General features: G+C 44.3%; 13 protein-coding genes and 3 pseudogenes. 15 read left to right on the forward strand and 1 reads right to left on the reverse strand.

The features are described 5' to 3' along the window. Positions 1-278: 278 nt before the first annotated feature. The 14 genes and pseudogenes from MKX35_RS29980 (at position 279) to MKX35_RS30045 (ending at position 22,341) form a co-directional block, all read left to right on the forward strand. Positions 279-1,649 carry an ABC transporter substrate-binding protein gene (locus MKX35_RS29980; RefSeq protein WP_076300037.1) on the forward strand — a complete coding sequence of 457 codons (1,371 nt, stop codon included), beginning with the start codon at positions 279-281 and terminating at the stop codon, positions 1,647-1,649. Positions 1,650-1,777: 128 nt separating this feature from the next. Next, the gene (locus MKX35_RS29985) at positions 1,778-2,659 is read left to right on the forward strand and encodes a carbohydrate ABC transporter permease (protein ID WP_042186108.1); all 882 of its coding nucleotides are present in this window, start codon (positions 1,778-1,780) and stop codon (positions 2,657-2,659) included. 3 nt (positions 2,660-2,662) lie between these two features. Beyond that, positions 2,663-3,496, forward strand: coding sequence for a carbohydrate ABC transporter permease (locus MKX35_RS29990; RefSeq protein WP_042186110.1), 834 nt, complete (start codon positions 2,663-2,665; stop codon positions 3,494-3,496). Positions 3,497-3,572: 76 nt separating this feature from the next. Then, a complete protein-coding gene (locus tag MKX35_RS29995) occupies positions 3,573-4,604 on the forward strand; it encodes a glycoside hydrolase family 130 protein (protein WP_042186112.1) in 1,032 nt (343 codons plus the stop codon). 619 nt (positions 4,605-5,223) lie between these two features. Continuing rightward, entirely contained in the window at positions 5,224-6,186 is a 963-nt protein-coding gene (locus MKX35_RS30000; RefSeq protein ID WP_076300036.1) for an acetylxylan esterase, read from the forward strand. Between the two features lie 48 nt (positions 6,187-6,234). Beyond that, on the forward strand, positions 6,235-8,307 hold the full coding sequence (locus MKX35_RS30005; RefSeq protein WP_076300035.1) for a methyl-accepting chemotaxis protein: 2,073 nt from the start codon (positions 6,235-6,237) through the stop codon (positions 8,305-8,307). Between the two features lie 280 nt (positions 8,308-8,587). Continuing rightward, positions 8,588-9,175: pseudogene (locus MKX35_RS30010) on the forward strand (S-layer homology domain-containing protein); the annotation flags it as partial. 639 nt (positions 9,176-9,814) lie between these two features. Continuing rightward, a pseudogene (locus MKX35_RS30015) lies at positions 9,815-12,007 on the forward strand (glycoside hydrolase family 3 N-terminal domain-containing protein); the annotation flags it as partial. Between the two features lie 69 nt (positions 12,008-12,076). Continuing rightward, a pseudogene (locus tag MKX35_RS30020) lies at positions 12,077-14,785 on the forward strand (glycoside hydrolase family 3 C-terminal domain-containing protein); the annotation flags it as partial. 200 nt (positions 14,786-14,985) lie between these two features. Next, positions 14,986-15,942, forward strand: a complete 957-nt coding sequence (locus MKX35_RS30025; protein ID WP_076300033.1) for a sugar-binding protein — start codon at positions 14,986-14,988, stop codon at positions 15,940-15,942. Next, positions 15,939-17,432 (forward strand): sensor histidine kinase, encoded by a 1,494-nt coding sequence (locus MKX35_RS30030; RefSeq protein WP_081382960.1) that lies wholly within the window; start codon positions 15,939-15,941, stop codon positions 17,430-17,432. Before MKX35_RS30025 ends, MKX35_RS30030 begins: the two co-directional genes overlap by 4 nt. Next, a complete protein-coding gene (locus MKX35_RS30035) occupies positions 17,425-18,984 on the forward strand; it encodes a response regulator (RefSeq protein ID WP_076284254.1) in 1,560 nt (519 codons plus the stop codon). The genes MKX35_RS30030 and MKX35_RS30035 overlap by 8 nt, the downstream gene beginning before the upstream one ends. Positions 18,985-19,032: 48 nt before the next feature. Next, positions 19,033-20,325 carry an ABC transporter substrate-binding protein gene (locus MKX35_RS30040; RefSeq protein ID WP_076284253.1) on the forward strand — a complete coding sequence of 431 codons (1,293 nt, stop codon included), beginning with the start codon at positions 19,033-19,035 and terminating at the stop codon, positions 20,323-20,325. A 207-nt stretch (positions 20,326-20,532) separates the two neighbouring features. Beyond that, entirely contained in the window at positions 20,533-22,341 is a 1,809-nt protein-coding gene (locus MKX35_RS30045; protein WP_076300032.1) for a peptidoglycan D,D-transpeptidase FtsI family protein, read from the forward strand. Here MKX35_RS30045 and MKX35_RS30050 read toward each other — a convergent pair. Then, positions 22,302-23,492, reverse strand: a complete 1,191-nt coding sequence (locus MKX35_RS30050) for an AI-2E family transporter (protein ID WP_076300031.1) — start codon at positions 23,490-23,492, stop codon at positions 22,302-22,304. The two genes, MKX35_RS30045 and MKX35_RS30050, sit on opposite strands and share 40 nt — an antisense overlap. A gap of 209 nt (positions 23,493-23,701) precedes the next feature. Here MKX35_RS30050 and MKX35_RS30055 point away from each other — a divergent pair, with 209 nt between their 5' ends. Further along, entirely contained in the window at positions 23,702-25,102 is a 1,401-nt protein-coding gene (locus MKX35_RS30055) for a polysaccharide deacetylase family protein (protein WP_076284250.1), read from the forward strand. The last annotated feature ends 146 nt before the right edge of the window (positions 25,103-25,248 follow it).

Raw genomic sequence — 25,248 nt, forward strand, 5'->3', positions numbered from 1 at the left:
TCTTTTTTTGTGGTTATTTTCAATAAATTAGATAATAAAAACACCATAACAAAAACAAAAATAACAAATACAAGACCAGAAAAAGCAATTCAAACCATCGTTTTGCGTTAAAAATAGATCTATAATGAGTTTGTAAGCGATATCATCACTTTTTTTAAGAGTATTTCAGTGAGTTTGATAATGGTGATTACTCTATTAAATTGATGGTGATGATAAAAGTTATTATTTTTGTTATTAAACCAAATTAGAGTCGAATTGAAGAGAGGGGTCGTAAAAGCATGAAAAAAGGCAAAACAATGATGGGCTTGATGGCACTGACACTTATGGCAGGATTGTTTAGCGGTTGTTCCACAAACAACAACACCAACAATGAAGGCGCTAAAAACACAGGAAGCAATGGATCCTCAACAGAGGCGACGGCAGCTCCGGCTGATGATGCAGCAGCCAAGGATATTAAAGGGGATATCACGGTTATTACGCAAAGAACGGATATTGTTGATACCGTATTCAAAGAGTATGCGGCTAAGTTCAATGAGAAATATCCTGATGTAAAGGTAAACTTTGAAGCGCTTGCTACTTACGAAGATCAAATTAAAATTCGCATGAGCACTAGTGACTATGGCGACGTTCTGTTGTTACCTACAAGCATAGCTATTAAAGATATTCCCGATTTCTTCGAACCACTGGGTACACTCGAAGATATGCAAAAACAATATACAGGTGTGGAAGAACGAGCAGTAGACGGAATGGCTTACGGAATTCCAATGACCATCAATTTTAACGGTATTATTTACAACAAACAAGTCTTTAAAGATGCCGGGATTACAGAGGTTCCAAGAACACCTGAACAATTCTTAACTGCTCTGCAATCTGTTAAAGACAAAACGAAAGCTGTGCCTCTGTACACAAACTACGCAGCTGGCTGGACATTGACCCAATGGGAAGCGGATCTGGCTACAGTAGCTGGTAACCGTGATTATGTGAACATTGGTCAAGTGGCTAGCGACGATAACTATGTTCCAGGTCAACCTCACTATGAGCTGTACAAAATCCTGTACGATGCAGCACAAAAAGGTTTGATTGAAGAAGATCCGACGACTACAGACTGGGAATCTTCCAAAGCGGATCTGGCTAACGGAAAAATCGGCACGATGGTTCTTGGATCTTGGGCAATCGGTCAAATCAAAGGTTTAGCAACGAATCCAGATGATGTTGGCTTTATGCCATTCCCTACGAATGCAGATAAAATCCTTGTACCACTTGCTGGTGACTACAATCTGGGTGTCAGCGTTCATAGTAAAAACAAAGAAGCTGCTAGAGCTTGGGTGGATTGGTTCATTAACGAATCTGGCTACCCAACGACTGAAGGTGGCGGTATGAGCCCGGCTATCGGTGCAGAGCTTCCAGAAATTCTGAAACAATATGAAGGCACTGAAGTAACCTTTGATACACTTGCAGCTGCTAAAGCCGGTGAAGAAGGCTGGTCTGATGAAATCGACAAACAAGCCGAAATCGGTGCTTGGCAACCAGACTTCAAGAAACGGATTATTGAAGCCGCAATTGGCAACAGAAAAGAATCCTATGATGACATCATGAAGGACCTCAACGACAAGTGGAAAGCCGCTCGCGCTAAAGTCACAGCACAGTAACAACTATAAGCTTTCTTAAATGCTATAGGCGGTAGTGGATGTGGGAGGGGATATGCTAACGGGCATTTCCCCCTTCACATTTAAACGAGTCATAAATAAATGAGGATGCTTTTCTGGAGGTGTATCGGGTGTTCAAGTTTTCGAATTTGAGTTACAAAAATCAACGGATTGCCATCATATGCTTGTTCTCATTAGTGCCGATCGTATTACTACTCACGTTTGCGTATTATCCAGTAATCAGTATGTTTCGGTACAGCTTCACCAGCTGGAATGGCCTAAGTAAAAATATGGAGTACGTTGGGTTAGAAAACTACAAAACCATTTTTACGAAACCGGAGTATTTTTCCGTATTTAAGGTCAGCTTGTATTATTTCTTCACTACCTTTATTCAGATGGCACTTGCTTTGTATTTTGCAACCATTCTGAGCTTTAGTGTTCGCATGAAAAATTTATTCAAAGGGATTTTGTTCTTCCCAACCTTGCTAAACGGTGTAGCGATCGGCTTTATCTTTCTGTTCTTTTTCAAACCAGATGGAACGCTAGATACGATTCTTAACCTGCTCGGACTCAGCGGTTTACAGCAGAAGTGGCTGCTCAATCCGAACTTGATTAACTTCTCGCTCGCAGGTGCGTCACTGTGGAGATACATGGGGATGAACTTCCTGATCTTCCTTGGGGCTATTTCCTCGATCGGTTCGGATATTTATGAAGCTGCTGAGATTGATGGTGCAAACAGATGGCATCAGTTTATGCATATTATTTTGCCAAGTATTAAACGTATTCTGCAATTGAACCTGATTCTTGCGGTCAGTGGCGCTATTGGTGTGTTTGAAATTCCATACGTCATGACAGGCGGATCTAACGGAAGTAGCACATTTGTTATTCAGACAGTCGATGTAGCGTTCAAATATAGCAAAGTTGGATTGGCTTCAGCGATGGCCGTAGTTTTGCTGGGTATCGTTATTGTAGTTACTATTTTGCAGCGCGTTCTGATCAAGGAGGAGAAATAAACTATGCATTCTGTAAAATATACCACTGCTAGTATATTCAAATATCTCACCTTGATTTTGGGAGCTCTTGCAGCATTGATACCTATCGTAGTTGTATTTTTTGCCTCATTAAAAACAGGGCCGGAATACGCTTCAACCGGACCGTTAACGCTGCCAGAGAATTGGCTGAATTTCTCCAACTACACTAAGGCTTTTGTTGATGGCAAAATGCTTCTAGGATTTAAAAACACTGTCATTATCGTTGTGATCTCTATCCTGGGTGCAACGCTGACGGGCTCAATGATGGCTTATATTTTATCCCGGTTTAAATTTAAAGGCAGTAAAGTTCTCATCAGTATGTTTCTGATTGCTACCCTGATTCCGGGTGTTACAACGCAAGTGGCAACCTTCCAAATCATCAATCACTTGGGCTTGTTTAATACCAGATGGGCACCCATCGTGATGTACCTCGGTACCGATATTATCGCTGTATATATTTTCATGCAGTTCCTGGATTCGATTTCCGAGTCACTGGATGAATCCGCGATGCTGGACGGGGCTTCGTATTGGACGATTTATTGGAGAATTATTTTGCCACTGCTGAAACCGGCAATTGTAACAGTAATTATTGTGAAGGGCGTAAATATTTATAACGATTTTTACACTCCTTTCCTATATATGCCGAAAACAGATCTCCAAACGATCTCCACAGCACTCTTTAAGTTTAAAGGTCCATACGGATCGCAGTGGGAAGTAATATGTGCGGCGATTATGATCGCGATTATTCCGACATTGGTTGTGTTTACCGCGTTGCAAAAGTATATCTACAATGGATTTTCACAAGGTTCCGTTAAGTAAGCTTAGTAGTAGATTTCATAGCAGTACTAGATAAAATAGCAAACTGAAAAGTTGCATACATTTGGAGGGAATACTAATGAGTGAAGTGAAATTGGTTGGAGCAAGTGCGATTAACATCCCGAACATGCCTTGGCAGGATAAGCCTGCTGGCTATGAGAACCCGATTTGGAGACATAATGATAACCCGGTTATCAAAAGAAATCCTGCAAAAGGAGTAGCCCGTATTTTTAATAGTGCGGTAACTGCGTTTGAAGGTAGTTTTATCGGAGTATTTCGTGTAGAAGATAACACAACGCGTCCGCATTTGCGCATGGGACATAGTGTTGACGGTCTAGATTGGAAAATCGATGATGAGCCGATCCGATTTATAGATGAAGAAGGTAACTCTTATCAGCCGCGTTATGCATACGATCCACGTCTGGTTAAGGTCGAAGATACATTTTATATTATCTGGTGTACAGATTTTTACGGCGCAGCTATCGGTGTTGCTAAAACGCAAGATTTCAAAACATTTATCAACTTGGAAAATCCATTCCTGCCCTTCAACCGGAACGGTGTATTGTTCCCTAGAAAAATCAATAATAACTTCGTGATGTTGTCCCGTCCAAGTGACAGCGGACATACACCATTCGGTGATGTATTCCTTAGTGAAAGCCCTGACTTTGTATTTTGGGGTAAACACCGCCATGTCATGAGTAAAGGTGGCCAAGGCTGGTGGCAAAGTGTCAAGATTGGCGGCGGACCTGCACCGATTGAAACTACAGAAGGCTGGTTGATGTTCTACCATGGCGTTACTGGTACCTGCAACGGTCTTGTATATAGCATGGGTGCAGTTATTTTGGATATTAACGAGCCTTCGAAAGTAAAATATCGCTCGAAAAATTTTGTACTAACTCCTGAAGAATGGTATGAGGAAAGAGGTTTTGTGAATAACGTTCTGTTCCCATGTGCCACTCTGCATGATGCAGAAACGGGCCGTATCGCCATCTATTATGGCGCTGCTGACACTTATGTAGGCGTTGCATATACAACTGTTGATGAAATCGTCAACTATGTCATCGACACCCATGAAGAGGTTGGCGATGATGCGGGTTTAGGTAAAATTTAATAGGGTGAACAACCTTTGAGGAACAAGCTTTAGGTAGAGTGAAGTTGGCTAGATATTTGGTGGCTGAGCAGCGTTCGAAAAAAGTGTGCGGCGTGTAGTGTGCTGTATTTTATGTGCTGGGTTCTGCACGTTGCGCGCTTTGTGTTATGTGTTATGTGGCTTGAGCTTTTCATTGCATTCTCTGCAATAGAAACTCTCGATTTCGTCTGAAAAATAGAATCTATTGCACTCTCTGCAATGGATTTCCGCAAAAATCACTTTTATGCTCGGTTTCGCTCGAACTGATTGCACAAAGTGCAATAGAACAAAGACGGGCGCTCATATGGAGAGATTCTATTGCACAAAGTGCACTTAAACTAACCTGTTTGGTGGTTTTTAGTGTAAATAGATGCACATTGTACACTTATTTCAGGCGAGATGGCTCGGAATCGCCATTGTTAGCAATTTTAGTTGTATAGAGTGCAATTAAATGAACAACACAACATACTTAGCTGTAATAGTTGCACAAAGTGCAACTAGCGAGCTCTTGTTATTAGTAGAAACTAACGGAAAACTCACATAAGCGGGTTTTCCGTTTCCATTGTTTTTTAAGTGGAAAAACCTTAAGGAGGACCTAAATATGGGAAACGACATGACATTGTCACAATTAAAAAAATATAACGGAAGCAGCCCAAAACCAGTCGACTTTGACGCATTTTGGGAGCGGGCTTTGCATGATCTGGACGCCCAGTCACTAGATTATGAACTAGAGCCTGCGGAGTTCGTCAGCGAGCTGGCGGAATGTTTTCATCTGTATTTTACCGGCGTTGGTGGAGCAAGAATCCATTGTAAATATGTAAGACCGAAGAAAAGGGGTTCAGAAAAAGGTTCTGGTGTCGTGATGTTTCATGGATATTCCTGTGACAGCGGGGATTGGATGGAGAAGGTGAGTTATGCGGCCCATGGGATTAGTGTCCTTGCGATGGATTGCCGGGGACAAGGCGGACTTTCCGAGGATAATCTTACAGTAAAAGGCACAACCATTCGTGGACATATTATTCGCGGCATTGACGATCCAAATCCGGACAACCTTTACTATCGTAATGTGTTTCTGGATACAGCACAGACTGCTCGAATATTGATGGCTATGGAAGAAGTTGATCCAGCACGAGTAGGTGCTTTTGGTTTATCTCAAGGCGGAGCGCTTACTGTAGCTTGTGCAGCTTTAGAGCCGCGTGTGAGTATGGCCGTTCCTGTGTATCCGTTTCTTTCAGATTATAGACGGGCTTGGGAGCTTGATATCACTACGTCAGCTTATGAGGAAATTAACTATTATTTCCGCTTTTTTGATCCCCATCATTTACGTGAGGACGAGATTTTTAATAGACTGGGTTACATCGATATTCAGAATCTCGCGGAGCGAATTCAAGCCAAAATGTTGTGGGTTACAGGGTTATCCGATGTGATTTGTCCACCTTCAACGCAGTTTGCCGCGTACAACAAAGTACTAGCGCCCAAAGAGCTTATGGTTTATTATGAGTACGGTCATGAGTATTTGCCATATCTTTCCGATCGGGTGTTACAAATGTTCATGACCTTGTAAACGATAAGCCAGTAGGCATAACAGACGACAACGGTGGTGAATGATTAGATGAAAGTACAAGTGAAAAAAGAAAAAAGACGATTCCAGCTGCATCCATCCAAATCCATTGGGGTGCGGCTTTTTCTCATCTTCTTTGTTTCGACGATGGTGCTCGTGCTCTCTCTCGGCTACACTTCCTATTCCGTAGCTGAGCATACGATCGAGACGAATGCGCTGTCAGCCAATCAACAGACAGTCGTTCAAACTGCTGAGAAGTTTGATGTGGAATTGTTACGTTATGAGGATGGTCTAGGAAGAATCTTGTACGACAATGAAATTCAAAATGCACTCAAACAAGGGAATAATCCCACTACAAGTAATGAGGAACGTAAGGTACTATCTAACCAGATTAGTGCGCAGCTAAATGATTGGCTCACGGCATCAAACGGTGTGGAGGCCGTATACCTTATTCCGATGAATGAAGGTTTTCCAATTTCTTCGGCGGGTACAAAAGATAGCGCTTTTATTGAGAGTTTCAGAGAATCCTCATGGTTTAAGCAGCTAGAGGAGAAGCCACAGAGTGTATGGATTCCACGTGAATTACAGGGCCAGGAAGGAAATACGTCAGGTGTTTTCCATTTGGCCAAATCGATTGCCGGTGATTCTAAAAGCTCAGGATACATAGTCATTAACGATATTAGAATTAGCGAATTAGAAAATCAGCTTCGTAAAGTGGATCTTGGAACAAGCTCCTACATGCAATTGCTAACGAATAAGGATGAATTGATTGCCTCCTCCCAGCAAGTGGGGACGGATACATATTTGAATCTGGGAGGGACGCTTCTGGGTGGTCTGCAGAATACAGCAGGCTCATTGCCAACAAAGGATGAGAAGGGGAAATCTATATTAGCTGTATACGGAACACTAGAAACCTCGGGATGGAGGTTACTTGGTGTTGTACCGGCTGAGAACTTGACGAAAGACGCACTGCGTATTCTCAAGACTACTTATATTATTGTTGCTGTAGCAGCTGTTATCGCCATTTTAATAGGGTATTGGATGTTCAGAATGGTATCTCGACCGCTGACCAGACTTAAGAATTTGATGTCAGAGGGAGCCGAAGGGAATCTAGGGGTGCGTACGAATATCACCTCACGTGATGAGATCGGTCAGTTATCCAGTTCTTTTAACATGATGATGGAACGAATAACAGAGCTGGTTATCCATACGAATGAAACTGCTCGGAAGGTACTGGAAACCGCCGATGAGCTTAGCGGTGTTTCGCGCAAGACAGCTGATGCAGCTATGGATATTGCCGCGGCCACGGAAGAAATTGCGGGTGGTGCTGGCAGTCTAGCCTTGGAAGCTGATCGTGGCAATGAGTTGACGGGGCAAATTTCGGTACAGATGGATTTAGTTAATTCAGCTACTCACGAGATGGATCACACCGCACATAGCATCGGTGAACTCAGTGAGGAAGGCTTCAACAGGTTGAAAGAATTACTTAATGAGACGAATAGGACGGGCCTGAAGACGAATCAGCTTGTGATGAAGGTTAACGAGCTGACAGAAACGGCATCTTCCGTTATGAAGGTTCTTAATGTGATGCAAAATATTACTCAGCAGACAAATATCTTGTCTCTGAATGCCACCATTGAAGCAGCAAGAGCAGGTGAGGCCGGGCGAGGATTCATGGTGGTAGCCGATGAAATACGTCAGCTTGCAGATCAATCGAAAGAGTCTATTGCTGTTGTGGCAGAAATAACAGATACCGTTATGAGAGATATGAACGAGACGGTTGTGGTCCTTTCAGAAGTTGCACCGCTCTTTAATCAGCAAATGACTTCCGTGCAGAGCACTAGCGATATCTTCGTATCTGTGCAGGATCAGATGCAGCATTTTATCGCCCGTCTGAATGCTGTAACTGTGTCGATGGACAGCCTGAGTCAATCGCAAAAGGTTCTATCCGATTCCATGAGCAACGTAAGCTCTATAGCTGAGGAATCGTCAGCTGCATCGCAAGAGGTCGCTTCACTTAGTGGTGAGCAACAAAGTGTAAGTGATCATTTAGTAGAGCTTTCTTTGAAGCTGGAGGATGCATCTTTGCAGTTAAAGGAGAAATTATCGAAGTTCAGCGTGTAGGGTAGCCGTAACAGAATACTAAATTAAAGAACCGCTTATTCCTTTAGGAGAAGCGGTTCTTTGTTTTGAGCGGCATGTAGCGAGTATAAAATAATCCAGATGCATCTGAAGATAGTCTAGATAAGCCATCCCAAACCTCAAGCTATAATATGTCTATCAAATAGGGGGTGAACTGAAGAGATCTTTTTGTTAGACGGTATTGTTAGCGTTTACACATTTTACTGAGGAGGATGGCATGTTGACAAAATATAAAAACAGTTCAAGCCTAAAAGTTAAGAAAATGCCCATAGCTAGAAAGCTGGCCAGTAGCTTAGCAGTCGCTGCGTTGTTATTCTCATCTGTGAATCCAGGGGCGTTTGCCGCTGAAATTACAAATGTTCAAACGGTTGCGAGTTTTAAGGACGTAAACGGGCATTGGGCGCAATCACCAATAGGAAAATGGGCGTCAAGCGGAATTATAAATGGATATACGGATGGAAGCTTCCTACCAAACGGAAAAGTAACTAGAGCAGAATTTGTGGCAGTGCTCAACCGATTATTCGGTTTTTCACAGCAAACAAGCAATAGCTTTAACGATATACCGAGCGGGAAATGGTATGCAGCTGATGTGCTGATCGCACGTCAAGCAGGTTACTTTGAAGGTTTTGCAGGTAATCTTGCGAAACCAGATAATTACTTAACGAGACAGGACGCTGCAACCATGCTGGCTCGTGTGTTCGAATTGAATCAGGCAGGGACGGCTTCCCTATCCTTCTCGGACGCTGCTTCAATAAGTGCTTATGCTGCCTCAGCGGTTGGCATCCTTACTCAAAAAGGGGCTATCAACGGGTATACGGATGGAACATTCAAACCAACGGGATCCATAACACGTGCTGAGGTCATTAAGATTATTGATGGTATGGCAAAAGGATATTACAATGCTGCAGGTACTTATGATGCCACGGCGATCGCGGGCTCTGCGCTAATTACTGCTTCAGGAGCAATCCTATCTGGTAGCAAAGTGAGTGGAGATTTATATTTAACCGCAGGTATCGGTAACGGAGAGGCTACACTTGATCAAGTAACCGTATCTGGAACCACGTTTGTAAGCGGCGGAGGAATAGACAGTATTCACTTGAAGAGTAGCACTTTGTCGGGTGTAACCATTAATAAGCAAGGCGGAAAGGTTCGAGTTGTAGCCGAAGGGTCCACTGCAATCCAATCTATGGAAATTTTAGTTCCTACCGTTATTGTAATCAATGATGGGGCGAAGGTGGGAACGATCACTATCCGGCCAGGAGCAGAGGGAACAATCATAACTGGTGGGAAAAATGTGACCAGTATCGTGGTACAAACTTCAGGTGTGATCATTGATGGTAAAGAGGTTGGCCAAGGAACAATTACTAATGATGGTAAAGATACTGCCGCTAAGCCAACCAGCAGTCCTGCTACTGGCGGGGGAGGTTCCGGGTCAGGCTCAAATAATGGAGGCAGTAGCACGAAATGGAGCCAAAGCGTTGTTGGTACGATTGGTACAGTGACCAATCCTGGTGGAGAGACCTTAGGATACTCAACACAATCAGGGGTAGCTCTGTTAACCGTAGATGGGTTAGCATTTAAAGATTTGAATAAAAACGGCAAGCTCGACAAATATGAGGATTGGCGTCTTAGCACAGAAGTAAGAGCTAAGGATCTTGCTTCGCAAATGTCTGTGGAGCAAATTGCCGGACTTATGCTGTACAGTGGTCATCAATCCATACCAGCAGCCTCAGCTTCGGGATTCCGTGGGGGAACTTATGGTGGAAAACCGCTGGCGGAAAGCGGTGCATTGGCATCCGATCTAACAGACCAACAGAAAGTATTCCTGACAGAAGATAATTTGCGGCATGTATTGATTACTACGGTTGAGAGCCCTGAGGTGGCTGCCCGTTGGAACAACAATGCCCAAGCCTTAGTGGAGAAGATTGGACTTGGTATTCCAGCTAATAACAGCTCGGACCCTCGTCATAGCACTGTAGCTAACGCAGAGTATAACGAAGGATCAGGTGGAGCGATCTCGATGTGGCCGCAGGCACTAGGTCTTGCTGCTTCCTTCGATGCCAATCTGACGAAGCAGTTTGGCGAAATTGCTTCTAAAGAGTACAGGGCGCTTGGCATCGCAACAGCTTTATCCCCTCAGGTGGATATGTCTTCGGAACCGCGCTGGACTCGTTTCAGCGGAACATTTGGTGAGGACTCTAAACTGTCTGCTGATATGGCAAGAGCCTATGTGGATGGTTTTCAGACTACACCGGGCAGCAGCGATGGATGGGGCAATGAGAGTGTGAATGCTATGGTCAAACATTGGCCAGGTGGGGGTTCCGGCGAGAGTGGCCGAGATGCACACTATGGGTATGGAAAGTATGCTGTTTATCCGGGAAATAACTTCGATGAGCATCTGATTCCTTTTACAAAAGGAGCATTTGACCTGGAAGGACCGACTGGAAAAGCCGCTGCAGTTATGCCGTATTATACAATCTCATTTAATCAGGATAAGGCGAATGGAGAGAATGTAGGGAACTCGTATAGTCCTTATGTAATCACCGATCTTTTACGGAACACGTATCATTACGACGGGGTAATCACAACAGACTGGGGAATCACAGGCGATGAAGGACCTGTTGAGTTATTTGGTAACCGCCCATGGGGTGTAGAAGAAAATTACACAGTTGCGGAACGTCACTATCGAATCATCATGGCCGGTGTCGACCAATTCGGTGGAAATAACGATTCCAAACCTATCATTGCAGCGTATCAAATAGGAATTGAGAAACAAGGCGAGAAGGTGATACGGACACGATTTGAAGAGTCAGCAGTACGACTACTTACTAATATTTTTAATGCAGGGCTATTTGAGAATCCATATCTTGATGTAGAGGAAACAAAAGCTACTGTGGGTAACAAGGAGTTTATGACAGAGGGTTATATGGCCCAGTTAAAGTCAGTCATTATGCTGAAAAACAAAGATAACCATGTACTTCCACTTAAAAAAGATGAGAAAGTTTATGTTCCAAAAACTTATGATGCAGCTACCAAATCGTATTCGTATCCTGTCAACATTGATCAGCTGAAGAAATACTTCAATGTGACGGATGATCCGGCTCAAGCGGACAGCGCGATTGTCTTTATCAAGAATCCGCAAACTGGCGCCGGCTACAGCAAAGCTGACGTAGATGCCGGAGGGAATGGGTATATCCCGATCAGCCTGCAGTATCGTCCATATACAGCGGAGTATGCACGTGAAACGAGTTTGGCTGGTGATGCAAGAGATGTATTGAACCGTTCTAACAAAGGAAAGAAGACTACGGCATCCAATGAGTCTGATTTGGATCTGGTGCTTGATACCAAAAAAGCAATGGGAGATAAACCAGTAGTCGTTTCCCTAACGATGTCTAATCCAACGATTGTTGCTGAATTCGAAGATCGTGCGGATGCGATTATTGCGAACTTTGGCATTCAGAATCAAGCGATCTTCGATATTCTGGTAGGTGCATATGAACCATCGGCCCTTCTGCCTATGCAAATGCCTAAAGACATGAAGACGGTAGAGGAGCAGTATGAGGATGTATCCCATGATATGAAAGTCTATGTAGATTCTGAAGGGAATGCTTATGACTTTGCCTTCGGGATGAACTGGAGCGGCGTAATTAACGATGCCCGGACAGCGAAATACAAAAAAGCTGTTGATCCCGGAACTGAACCTGAAGAAGGACTCGTTGCTGCTCCAACAGCTTCTATCCCGTCAGGAACTTATTATGGAGCTCAGACGGTAATGTTGACTGCTCCGAGTGGCGCAACCATCTTCTATACTACCGATGGATCTACACCTGCAGCATCAGTAATGAATACGACCAAGCAGTATAATTCACGGTCTGGAATCAGTATTACGGCCTCCTCAATAGTAAAGGCATTAACGGTTAAAGACGGCAAGACAAGTAAAGTTGCTGAATTCAATTATGTAATTGGAGCAGCATTGCCTACTGCTTTTCCAGAGCCTGGTGTATATAAGAGTGGCCCTAAGGTTACGCTCACCTCAACATCCGGCGCTACAATTTATTACACACTTGACGGCAGTACACCAACTGAAAACAGTACCGTATATCAAGGGCCCATTACAATTGTAGGTGCCGATAAAGAGACGGCTACAATTAAAGCCTTGGCAGTTAAAGCTGGTATCCCATCCAGTCCTATAGCTGAATTAAAATACACTATCGACGCAAGTCTGGTTGTACTGACAGACGAAGCATCCATTGATGCCGTTATTGGTGAAATGACGCTTAAGGAAAAAGCTTCGCTGGTTGTCGGTGCTGGTTCAGGCACGAAGGTAGCTGGAGCTGCTGGTGGTTCTTATGAGTTGCCACGTCTTGGGATTCCCAAGTTAATCATGGCAGATGGACCAGCGGGAGTCCGCATCAACACGAAACAGGGTGAAGCTACCACATTTGCTACAGGTTTCCCGATCGCCACTTCCATTGCAGCGACTTGGAATGAAGCCTTGGCTAACCAAGTAGGTAATGCGATGGGGAATGAGCTACTGGAGTATGGTGTGGATTTATATCTGGCTCCCGCGCTGAACATTCACCGCAATCCATTGGGGGGCAGAAACTTTGAGTATTATTCCGAAGATCCGCTCATCTCAGGAAAAATGACCGCTGCGATTACGAATGGGGTTCAGGCGAATGGGGTCGGAACGACAATTAAGCATTTTGCCGCGAATAATCAGGAAACGAACCGGATGTCTATCGACACAGTCGTTTCAGAGAGAGCACTGTGCGAAATCTACTTGAAAGGGTTCGAAATCGCAGTGGAAGATTCGCAGCCATGGTCTGTTATGAGCTCTTATAACAAAATCAATGGAACGTTTGCCTCTGAAAATAAAGATCTACTGAGCACAATTCTCCGCGATGAGTGGGGGTTCCAAGGTTTTGTAATGACGGACTGGGGTGGGGGCTCGAACCGGGCACAAAATATGATTGCAGGCAACGACCTCATCATGCCAGGAAATGCGGCTGCCATTTCAGTGATTACTAAAGCTGTGAACGATGGCGATCTGAGCGTAGAACAACTGGATGTTAACGTAAAAAGAATTTTGAAAGTCGTAGTGAAATCTCCATCCTTTAAGGGGATCGGACACAGCAACAAACCTGATCTTGCTGCAAATGCAGTGACCTCTCGTCAAGCCGCAACAGAAGGTATGGTGCTGCTGGAGAATAAAGCTGAGACGTTGCCTATCGCAGCAGGTACGAATATTGCCCTCTTCGGAAATGCTCAGATTGAAACCGTCAAAGGCGGAACTGGCAGCGGCGATGTCAATGTCGAGCATACTGTATCCATTGTGGAAGGGTTAAGTGACGCAGGCTACAGCGTATATGAACCTTTAAATGTCAGCTATCAAGAATATATTACAGAGCTAAGAAAGAAGCCAGAATACGGTCCAGTGAGCAGCTTTGGCGGCTTGGCCTATCCACCACTTCCGGAAAAGGTATTATCAGCGGATGAGATTAATTCAGCAGAAGCTTCTTCCGAGACGGGCATTATTGTAATCAGCAGAATATCTGGTGAAGGTGCAGACCGGAAAAATGCTGAGGGTGACTTTTTGTTGACAGCGACAGAGCTGGATATGATTGATAAGGTATCAACTGCTTACCATGAGCAAGGTAAGAAGGTCTCCGTGATTCTGAATATCGGCGGTCCGATTGAAATGATCTCCTGGAAAGAAAAAGTGGATGCTATTCTCTTGGCTTGGCAGCCAGGACAGGAAGCAGGCCATGCGATTGCCGACGTATTATCCGGAGCTGTGAATCCATCGGGCAAGCTGCCAATGACTTTTCCTACAAGTTATGGTGTAGCTCCTTCCGCTAATAACTTTCCAGGAAATAGTACGGAAGTGAAGTACGAGGAAGATATTTATGTGGGTTACCGTTACTATGATACGTTTGGCAAAAGCAGTGCGGTTGCCTATTCATTCGGATATGGCCTCTCCTATACAACCTTTGACTACCGCGATCTTAAGATCAGTTCAGATGCTTTTGATTCTGCAGCAGGAAGTGTGACTGTAACCGTGGATGTATATAACAACGGTACAGTTGCAGGTAAAGAGGTAGTTCAGCTATATCTAAGCGCTCCGGGTGCCAATAAACCAGTTCAAGAATTGAAGGCTTTCCAAAAGACAGCGTTATTGAATGCAGGAGAGCATCAGACCCTTACGTTCACACTAAATAGTATGGATCTAGCTTCCTTTGATGAGAGCAGTCATTCTTGGGTAGCAGATTCAGGCACTTATGCGGTTCGAATCGGTTCCTCTTCCGCAGGAGAGAAACTGAATACGTACTTCCAGTTGGAATCGCCAATGACAGTGAAAACCACCAACAGTGTACTGATTCCAGTCAAACCGCTAAATCTTTTGGTTCATCCGGTCATTGCCGATTACGCGCAAGAGGCTTTAACTATTGCACCATAGTCTTTTCCCTTCGCAAGCAGGAATGACAAAGCTGCCTCAAGCTATAAGTAGCTTGGGGCAGTTTTTTTGGGAATCGGGAATTGACTATATTTACTATAGTACCTATTATTATTTTAATGTAAGCGCATTCTTATTGGCATAAACAATGCTAGAGGGGGAAGAACACCATAAATATACTTCGCCGACCTTTTTATATTTTCATGCTGCTCTTACTGTCCATTTCCCTATGTTTTACTGGCGTGTTTACTGGAAAAGTGTTGTATTACGATCATTTACTAGCCGAACGAAAGCCCGCGCAAAAGCCACTACTACATCTGGTCTTAATTTCGGAAGAATTGGATAATCCCTATTGGCGTGAAATTGAGAAAGGTGCTCAGAGAGCAGCAGCAGAGGAAGGGATTGCGCTGGAATATCTCGGACCCGTCCAAGCAGATAAGAGAGAGCAAATTCGAATCATAGATAAAGCTATTGCATCGAAGGTAGACGGAATATTGACACAAGGGCTTAACGATAAGGAATTTAATCCCATCATTGCTGAAGCTGTTAAACAAGGTATCCCAGTCATTACTATTGATTCGGATGCACCATCTAGCGGGCGGATTGCCTATGTTGGCACTGATAACTACGTGGCTGGATATTTAGCTGGAACGACACTTGTTCAGCAATCGAAGGGTGTAGGTCAAGTTGGGATTGTGACCGGGAGCTTTACCTCTACGAATCAACAGCAGCGGGTTAAAGGTTTTATGGATGCAATTGATGGAGAGTCTGGTATCCATGTCGTACAAATTGAAGAATCAAACATTAATCGGATTCAGTCAGAAGTCATAGCTTTTAAAATCATGAATCAGCATCCAGAGATAGACACTTTTTTGGGTACAAGTTCTTTGGATGGATTGGGGATTGCCCAAATGCTGAAAGGTAAAAATCAGCAGGCGCGGATCATTGCTTTTGATGACTTACCGGAAACGCTTGAATTCATTGAAGAGGGCATCATAGATGCCTCTATAGTGCAGCAACCGTACATGATGGGACGAAAAAGTGTGGAACTGATGGTGGATTATCTAGCAGGGAAAAAGATTGTTACCATATTTAATACGGATGCCAATGTGGTCCGCAAAGAGGAAATTTCCCGCGGAAAGGGGGACTTCGGGCCATGATTCGTATTAAAAGCAAGCTGATGATCTTTTTTAGTGCTTTTATAGTACTACTTAGTAGTGTTTTCGTCTTTCTTTACATAGATAATATCAATATGGCAAGGACATACGATCAAGTTCTGCACCGATTTTTTCTGCTTAATGAGCTATACCAGGATGCCACTGATGTTAATGATGCTATGAACCGGTATGTGCTCCGGAATCGAAGCGGCGATGAGACCCTGAAGCAGTATGAAACTGCCATTATGAAGCTTAATAACAAACAGGATTTACTAGTAAATATTCTACAAAATGATCATAATCAACTGCTCGTTGATAACTATAGCAATATGATAGACAGCTACATGACAGAGAGCCGGCAAAGCCTTATAGCTTTTGATCTAGGCAACCAGGATGCTTACTACGCACACTTAAAACAATCGGGTGAGATTACTAGATATATTCAAGAGACCACATTGACGATTATTAATAGCGAACTGACGGATTACCGGAATGTGTTTGAGCTGATTAGTCGAAAGAATGAGAACTTTAGATATTTAGGTGTTTTTGTTTTTAGTTCGGTAGCCATTTTGTGTATGATTTTTGCATATTGGTTCTCCAATGGAATTACGAAGCCCATACAGCAATTGACGGCTGCGGCGAATCGGATATCTCGCGGGAATTTCGAGGGGGAGGTTATAGTGAATACGCGTGATGAAATGCGCTTTCTCGCAACAACCTTTAATAATATGCGCTCTAACATTCGCGATCTCGTGGTTGAAATCAAACAGAAATCGGAACTCGATCAATTGGTTAAGAAAATGGAGCTGAAAAGTCTGCAAAATCAAATCAATCCACATTTCCTATTTAATACACTGAACATGGTTTCTAAAATGGCTTATGTCGAGAGCGCAGAAAGAACAAGCGAGTTGGTGGATTCCGTTTCGACCTTGCTGCGTTACAATCTGAAGAAGATGAATTATATTGTTCAACTGCGTGATGAAGTGAATATTGTTAAAGAGTATTTGTTTATTCAAAGGATGCGTTTTGATGATAGAGTTGCGTTTACGGATGACATTGAGGAGCGAGCCTTGGATTGCTTGTTACCACCACTGACTTTGCAGCCCTTTATTGAGAACGCTTTCACCCATGGTGTGGAATCCTATGAACAGGGTGGGAAACTACATCTGGCCATTTACGAGAGTGGTAATGATGTCATCGTAGAGGTACAGGATAATGGCGTTGGAATAGACCCAGAAACGATTGCTCGCTTGAGCGGAGATATTCCTTTTTCTGAACATACGCCCATAGATTCAGAGAAAGAAAGGGAGCCTGTGGGGAGCGCTGATTCGAACTCCAATGGAATTGCAATTCGAAATGTACAACGACGGCTGCAGCTTTTCTATCAAAGGAACGATGTAATCGAGATTATGTCCGAGCAGGGAAAGGGAACGACCATCAAACTGAGGCTAACGCGTGTGAATAATAGCAAGGAGGAGATCCTGCATGCTTAAGCTCCTGATTGTGGATGATGAACGTATTGAACGTAGTGCTCTCCGGATGATCATCGAGCGGTTTCTACCAGAGATTCGAGTAGTTGGTGAAGCCGAAAATGGTAGGGTAGCTGTAGAGCTCGCGGAACAACTACGGCCTGATGTCATCACTATGGATATCAAAATGCCGGGAATTGATGGTACGGAAGCTGTGTCCTTGATCCATAATAGGTTTCCAGCGATTCGTTTTATTATGATGTCTGCGTTCGATACGTTTGAATATGCACGTAAAGTCATGCGTTATGGTGTGAGGGAGTATTTGCTCAAGCCATATCGGAAGGATCAGATCGTGGAGGTCATCCGCACGATGTCCCATGAGATTGCACGAGAAAAAGAGGATAAACAAAGAACTAATGAGCTGGAGTCCAAATTTAAAGAGACATTATCACTAGTAGAGTCCGAATGGGTTAGTGCTATTTTGATGGATCGTATACAGGAAGTGCAGGTTAGAGATTGGAGCCATACCCTTGGTGTACCAGAATCTTCAGGATTCGCTATCGTATTTGTGATGTCAACGAAGGAGAAGGCATGGAGTGTTCAGGAACGAAGGGAGATATATTCTTGGCTTAGGCATCAGTGTAAGATTAGTTGCTTCTCTCTTGTAGGTCCGATGACAGGAGCTCGTATCCCGGTCTTCATGTTTCCGGATGCGAAATCCCGTTTGCCAATACAGCATATTCATAATGCTAAGGATTTTGCGTCCAATCTGGCTAAATTTGCTTCCCGGCGTTTCCGTTCATTGCAGCTGTCTGTTGGAATCGGAGGTTTAGCAGCTTCTACTGATCAGTTGATAGGCTCTTATCACGAAGCGCTGTTATCAGCCAGTGCTCTTAATAAGGGGGAAAGCTCACAAGCACAAGAGGAATGGCTCTCAAATTCTGGTATGAGAGAGGCGGAACGAAGATTGCTTCGTTCTTTAGGTAGTGGACAGTTCCGAGAGATGGAGGAAGATTTCGAGTTTTGGGTAGCGGAACTTCGCCTCTTCTGTAGTGACGAGATCCAGGATATAAAGAGCGGACTACACCGATTATTTACTTTGGCTGATGAGACGCTCAGTGAGAGCGGGCTTGAGCCTTTGCCGCAGCTTAGCTTCGGAGAGGTGGAACAGGTAGAACTGCTGGTAGAGCAAGCCCATTCAAGACTTTTCCTTCAGGCTCGAATGTTGAAGCATTGGTACGATAACAATTCGGCTAGCGCGATTCGTCGGGCTCAGACGTTTATTTCCGACCATTACAGGCGGGAGCTATCGCTTGAGGAGACGGCTGAACATGTAGGGCTGAACCCAAACTATTTTAGCAAAATATTTAGTGATCGCTGCGGCATAACCTTTATTGATTATTTAACTGGTCTGCGAATCAATAAAGCCAAAGAGCTGTTAGCCGATCCTGCGCAAGTGCTGAAAGAGATCAGTATAAGAATTGGATACCGTGATCCTAACTATTTCAGCAGAGTATTCAAAAAGACAACAGGAATGTCACCGACGGAATTTCGGCAATCCATTGGCAGACTGTAAGCAGAAAATAAACGAATACAGCGGGAACTATAGGAAGGAAGAATCTCAATGAAAAGGTCGCTGATTAGTCTGGTATCCAACACGCTCATTGTCAGCTTGCTTTTATCCTCATGTATGAACTTAAGAGAAAAAGATTTGTCTGCATTTTTTCCAGATGAGGAGGCCATGCGATCTAGTGAACCGGTTAACAACATTCAGGAGGCAATAACGAGAAGCGAGGCGGAGTCGGATCATCCGCAGTTGGAAATCTTTAGCTGGTGGACAGGGGCCGGGGAAGAAGCAGGGTTAAAAGCTTTGATCAAGGTATTCAAAGAAAAGTATCCCGGCATTTATGTCTTTAATGCTGCCGTTGAAGGTGGTGCAGGGGGAAATGCCAAGGAAGTACTTGAACGAAGAATGAAGGAGGGTGAACCGCCGGATACCTTTCAGGGAAGGAATATGCTCTGGGCAGCTGAAGGGCGGGTAGAGCCGTTAAATGATCTGTACGAAGAAGAAGGCTGGTATACAGTATTTCCTCCAGAGATCATCGATATGCTTAGTCTTGGGGATGACATTTATTATGTCCCACTTAACATTCACCGTCAAAATGTGCTCTGGTACAATAAATCCATCTTCGCTGATAACAACCTTCAGGTTCCATCGACATTCGATGAGTTTTTTAAGGTGGCTGATCAATTACAAAGAAAAGGCATCACACCGCTGGCTTTTGGAAACAAGGAACCGTGGATGGTTAGCGCTCTTTACACGAATGTCATGCTCGGAACACTGGGGGTCGAGAATTATAAAAAGCTAAGTAAAGGAGAAATCAATACTGACGATCCTCATGTAAAAGAAGGGATGGAGCGGTTCGCCAAGATGTTGACCTATGTGAATGCTGATCATGCTGAACGAAACTGGCAGGAAGCGGCTAAGCTCGTTGCTGAGGGAAAAGCGGCAATGAACATTATGGGTGATTGGGTGAATGGCTTTTTCACACATGATCTGAAGCTGAAGGACGGTGTGCAGTTTGGCTGGAACGCTTCACCAGGTACAGAAGGGATATTTAGATTCCAATTGGATGCTTTTGGATTGTCACGCGGTGCTGAGGATCGAGAGTCAGTTCGTGATTGGTTAAGGGTACTGGGATCTGCCGAAGGTCAGAATGCCTTTAATCCGCTTAAAGGTTCGATTCCAGCTAGGCAGGACGTTTCGATTTCGAATTATGACAGCTATAGCCGACAGGCCATGGAGGCATTCCGAAACAGTGCAAAGAACAAGGAGCTAGTATCTGATAGTAGGCTGCCCGCTTCTTTAGAAGCTGAAGCTTTTAAGAAAGCAAAGGAACTACAGTCTAATCCATAAACAATCCTTATATTTCCCGAGAAACGTTTCACACATACTTAATCCGAATATTTCTCCCACAAACACTTACCGTCCTTATAAGGATGGTAAGTGTTTGTGTTTGGAAAATAAATTATGGATTGTGATGTTGCAATGAACATTTTATGGCGATTCTAATGGATGTAGGTAGGACATAATAGGTGTGGAGTCTGCTCAGGAGGGAAGACATTGCGTAATAACAAACATCGGCGTGTATTCAGCGGTCTTCTTATTTTATCTGCGGCTGTAGCTGTGTTGATCCTTAGGCTGGCGTGGGTTCAGCTAATTATGAAGGAACAGACGGTTCCTGGAACAAAATATACACTTGCGAAGATGGCGGAAATTCAAAGTGAACGGGAGACTGTACTGGACAGCGGTCGGGGACGTCTGTATGACCGCAAGAATGAGCCTCTTGCGGGGGAAACCATTTGGACGGCGGCTTTTTTTCCACAAGAGGAGATGGCTAAGAAATCTGTGACGAAGGTTGTTTACCAAGAAGCTAAACCCATGCACCGACTGGCGGAGATTCTGGGTGTCAGCTATGAACAACTGTTGAATAAGCGGTCGTCACTGAAAGAACCTTTGCTATGGCCATCTTCAGTGGGAAAAGGACCACTCGCGTTGTCTCAGGCACAGGCAGAAGAAGTGAGTGCACTGGGGATCGACGGAGTAGGCGTGCTCCCTTTCGCACGCAGATATGATGGGATTTCTTCAGGTCGGCAATGGCTAGGCTATTTATCGGAAGCCACTATGCATACTGGAGCTAAAGCTTCTCCTACGGGTCTTAGAGTTCCTATGACGGGAACGGACGGTTTAGAGAAGACATTAGAGCCTTTGCTTCAAGGGGTAGGACACACGGAAGCCTATGTTCAAGTGGATGCGCGTGGGAATCGCCTTCCAGGCAGTCCCATTCAAGTTAAAGCTCCGGGCAATCCTTATTTCCCTCTGTCTTTATATACAACGATTGATAAGAAGCTTCAGGAGGGAATTGAGGAGCTTGCGCTCAAATCCGGAATGAAGGAAGGAGCCATAGTGGTGTTAGATACCGGGACGGGAGATATTGAAGCCATGGTATCTTTACCCTTCTATAATCCAGAGAAGATATCTCCGCAAGGCGGGGAGTGGAACAATCGGGCACTCCAGGCTGCCGTTCCTGGATCGATCTTCAAAATCGTTACAGCCGCCGCGGCCTTAGAAGCGGGTGTAACCTCCGCTGATGAGCTTTTTTATTGTTCCGGGCAATTTGAGAAATATGGATTGTCTTGTCTGACAGGAAAAGGACACGGACCCCTTACGCTGGCGCAAGGATTCGCCGTGTCCTGTAATACTGTATTTGCTGCTCTGGCAGAGCGCTTAAGCGGTATCCAGCTTCAATCAACTGCACTGGCGCTAGGACTCGGTAGAGATATCAGCTGGCAAGCCGAGAAGACGCTTGGGTTTCCACTTCTAAAACCACTTTTCGGAGAGCAAAAGGGAACCATCTTTACTACCTTACTGCCGGATGACAAGGGAGCCAGGGTACAGACTGCAATTGGACAGCGAGATGTACAAGTCACACCCTTACAAGCAGCTAATCTTATTGTAACGCTACTGCATGGAGGTGAAGTAAGGGCACCAAGGATTCTGCAGCGAATCACATTTGCGAACGGGCAGAAGCTGGAGGAGCTGCCGGGACATCTGTCCCCTTCCTCAGCAGGGAGGATTTCTGAGTCTACAGCCCGCCAGTTACTGTCCATGATGCGCAAAGTTGTAACGGAAGGAACGGGAACCCGCCTACAAAGCACACACTGGCCTGTTGCAGGTAAATCTGGGACGGCACAGACGCTGGTTAAGGGCGTAGCACGCAACAATCAATGGTTTATCGGCTACGGTCCGGTGGATCACCCAAAATATGCTGTATCAGTTGCAGTAGAGAATGTCGCTCCGGATAGTCCGCATCTCGCCATTAAGCTGTTCGGTCAGATATTTGATTTATTATCGTCTTCTACAGAAGCTTGAGGCTCCGGAGGAGTAGCAGTGGCCTTGCTCTTAGATGAAGGGCCATTTGCAGCAAAGGGCGAAACGATAAACTCTTCTTGAGGCAAATAGATCCAGCTCTGAAGATATCCTTGTTGAATTAGTTCTTTGATCAGAATAAGCAGAATCGGCGACAGGATCAGACCGGCCATACCGAAAGCGGATGTGGACAGAATGACGAAGGACAGCATCAGAAAAGCAGACGATACGCCAATCGAATTCCCGGTAATCTTCGGTTCAAGCAGTTGTCTTACAATCAATACAATCGCCAGGAGTATGATTAAACCGATTGCTAATGAGGTATTGCCAACAATGAACAGATAGATGATCCAAGGGACTAAAATCGTCGTTACACCAAGGAGCGGCAAGACATCAAATACAGCACAGATAAGCGCCATAGTGATTTCGTTACCGGTCCTTAGTATGAATAAGCCAACCAGTACGATAACAAAGGTAATGCTGATCAGAATAAGCTGGGCTTTTAAATAAGAGCCGATGGCTTTAAAGACGTTGCCCTGCAAAAAAGCGTAAGCAGTTTTAAATGTTTTTGGCATTTTGTCATGGGCAATCTTGCGCCAATCTTTAATCTCCATACTAAGGAAAAATGCTAAAATAATGGCGATCCCAAAATTGGCCATGAAGGAGGAAAAGGATCCGAGCACACCGACCATATATTTTAGAAAAGTAACAAGCCATCCAGTAAGAACATTCGTGGCATCTTTAAAGTAGCCATTCACTTTATCGGTAATATCCGGCGGCAAGCTTTCGATTTTTTGCTGAAGGTAGGTTGTGGATTCCACGAAATGTTGTTGCACCACATATGTATACTTAGGAAGATTATCTTGAAAGTGAAGCGCTTGGATGGTGATCAATAGCCCAGCGCCAAATAACGTACCCAGAAGAACGATTAAGAACAGAAGCACTGAGATCGCTGAAGCGAATGGTTTGGCAAGCCCCCGTCGGTTCAAGAAACGGGCAAGCGGTTCAATAAGCAAAAATACAAAAAAAGATAGGAATACAGGTGCAGCTAACTGATACAATTTACTGAAGGCGAACATAACCAGATAGACCGTGAGGACAATTAATCCAATGTCGAAGAACGTGCGCCAATATTTTTTGTATAACGGCAGCATAGATATAAACAACTCCCTTTTTTAATAAGTTGATAGGTCAGCTTGAATACATTGTACATGATTTTACCTAAAAACCGTCTATTTCTTTGATACATGTGTTAAAATAGGGGGTAACGTATTTTTTATCTAACTTCACTTGGCCGTATCACAGGTTCTGCTTGCAGACGTAAGGCGAGCCAAAGTCAACTCTGGAAAAGCGAGGAATTCATATGCAGACTTTGCTGCTCTGGTTATTTTATATCTCATCTTTTTATGCTTTTATCCCGGGTATGATTAGCCGCATTTTTGGTTACCGTGTCTTTCGTAAAGGAACTGGGCGAAATGAGTTCGCGTTGACCTTTGATGATGGACCTGACCCTCGATTTACACCGTTACTTCTGGATTTATTGAAGAAGTATGATGCAAAAGCAACCTTTTTTGTAGTAGGATCTAACGCTGAACGTTATCCGGATCTTATTAGGCGGATACATGAAGAGGGACATCTTATTGGAATTCATAATTATGTTCACAAGACGAACTGGCTCATGCGGCCCGCAACCGTTCGTCGGCAGATTCAGCGCACGAATGATATTATCTACAACATAATAGGCGAGCGTAGTACTTATTACCGTCCACCTTGGGGGATTGTCAATTTGTTCGATATTTCCAAACGTCGCCAAGTTGAAATTGTTCTATGGTCGGTAATGTTTGGAGATTGGCGTGAGAAGCTTGGTGCGCAGCGTCTCACTGAGAAGATGCTGGCGCGATTGAATCCCGGTGAAGTGATGCTGCTGCATGATAGTGGCACAACGTTAGGTGCCGATCCGGACGCACCCGAGAATATGCTTGTAGCCCTTGAACTGACGCTGCAGGAGGCCCAAAGAAGAGGACTGCGCAGCATTCGAGTGGATGACATGATCAAGATGGCGGAGAAATCACCGATTCGGCGTTTATCCTTTGGTAAACGAGTACTGGTCGGACTCTGGTTGGCTTGGGAGCAGGTATTCCAAGTAATGTTCCAGATCAAGACGATTAACCCGGCCGATCCATTCATGCATTATCGAATGCGTAAATATCAGGGAGAGCCTGTTGAACTTGGTGATGGAACCTTGCTGAGTAAAGGTGATAAAGTCATTGAGCTGCATATTGATAACAGGCAATTATTCGAGTTAGGTATTCATTCTCGTTCTTCTGCTCAACTTGCGATTCGAATGATCCGGAGAATGGAGAAAGGGTTGCCAATGCTGGCAGAAGTTATTGCCGAAGATGTAAACCTCGCGCAAGCCAAAGCACTCTATGGGGTTAGTATGATTAACCGTGGGCCAGAGAAATTCGGCTTTAGTGTACATGATTTGCCCGATGGCATATTCGCACGCTCCACCAAGTTTTACTTAAAGATCCTGTTAAGTGTGATTCATCCAGATGGTGGTGCTAGGCTCAAGGAGCGTAGTGAGGTCCTTGTACCGAAGCTAATCCTGATGCCTGTCTCAGAATTACTCAAGAAGATGAATAAGCAACTGCCTCATGATGAAAGGTCAGTAAGAAAACGTAAACCGCAGCAAGAAGAAGCGTTGTCACTTAATGATTCACTCACAGAAGTGGAATTGCCAGGAGCAACAGTAACGAATTGATTCATGATATTATTTAGTCTTATATAATGAAACGAAATATAGATGCCTCACAAACCAGAAATGGATTGTGGGGCGTTTTTTCTTGTGCCCAATAAAAAAGAGCAGTCCGACCATAGATTATCTAAGGTAGACTGCTCTTGTATGCT

The organism is Paenibacillus sp. FSL R5-0923 (genome assembly GCF_038009145.1).
Taxonomy (GTDB): Bacteria; Bacillota; Bacilli; order Paenibacillales; family Paenibacillaceae; genus Paenibacillus_AQ.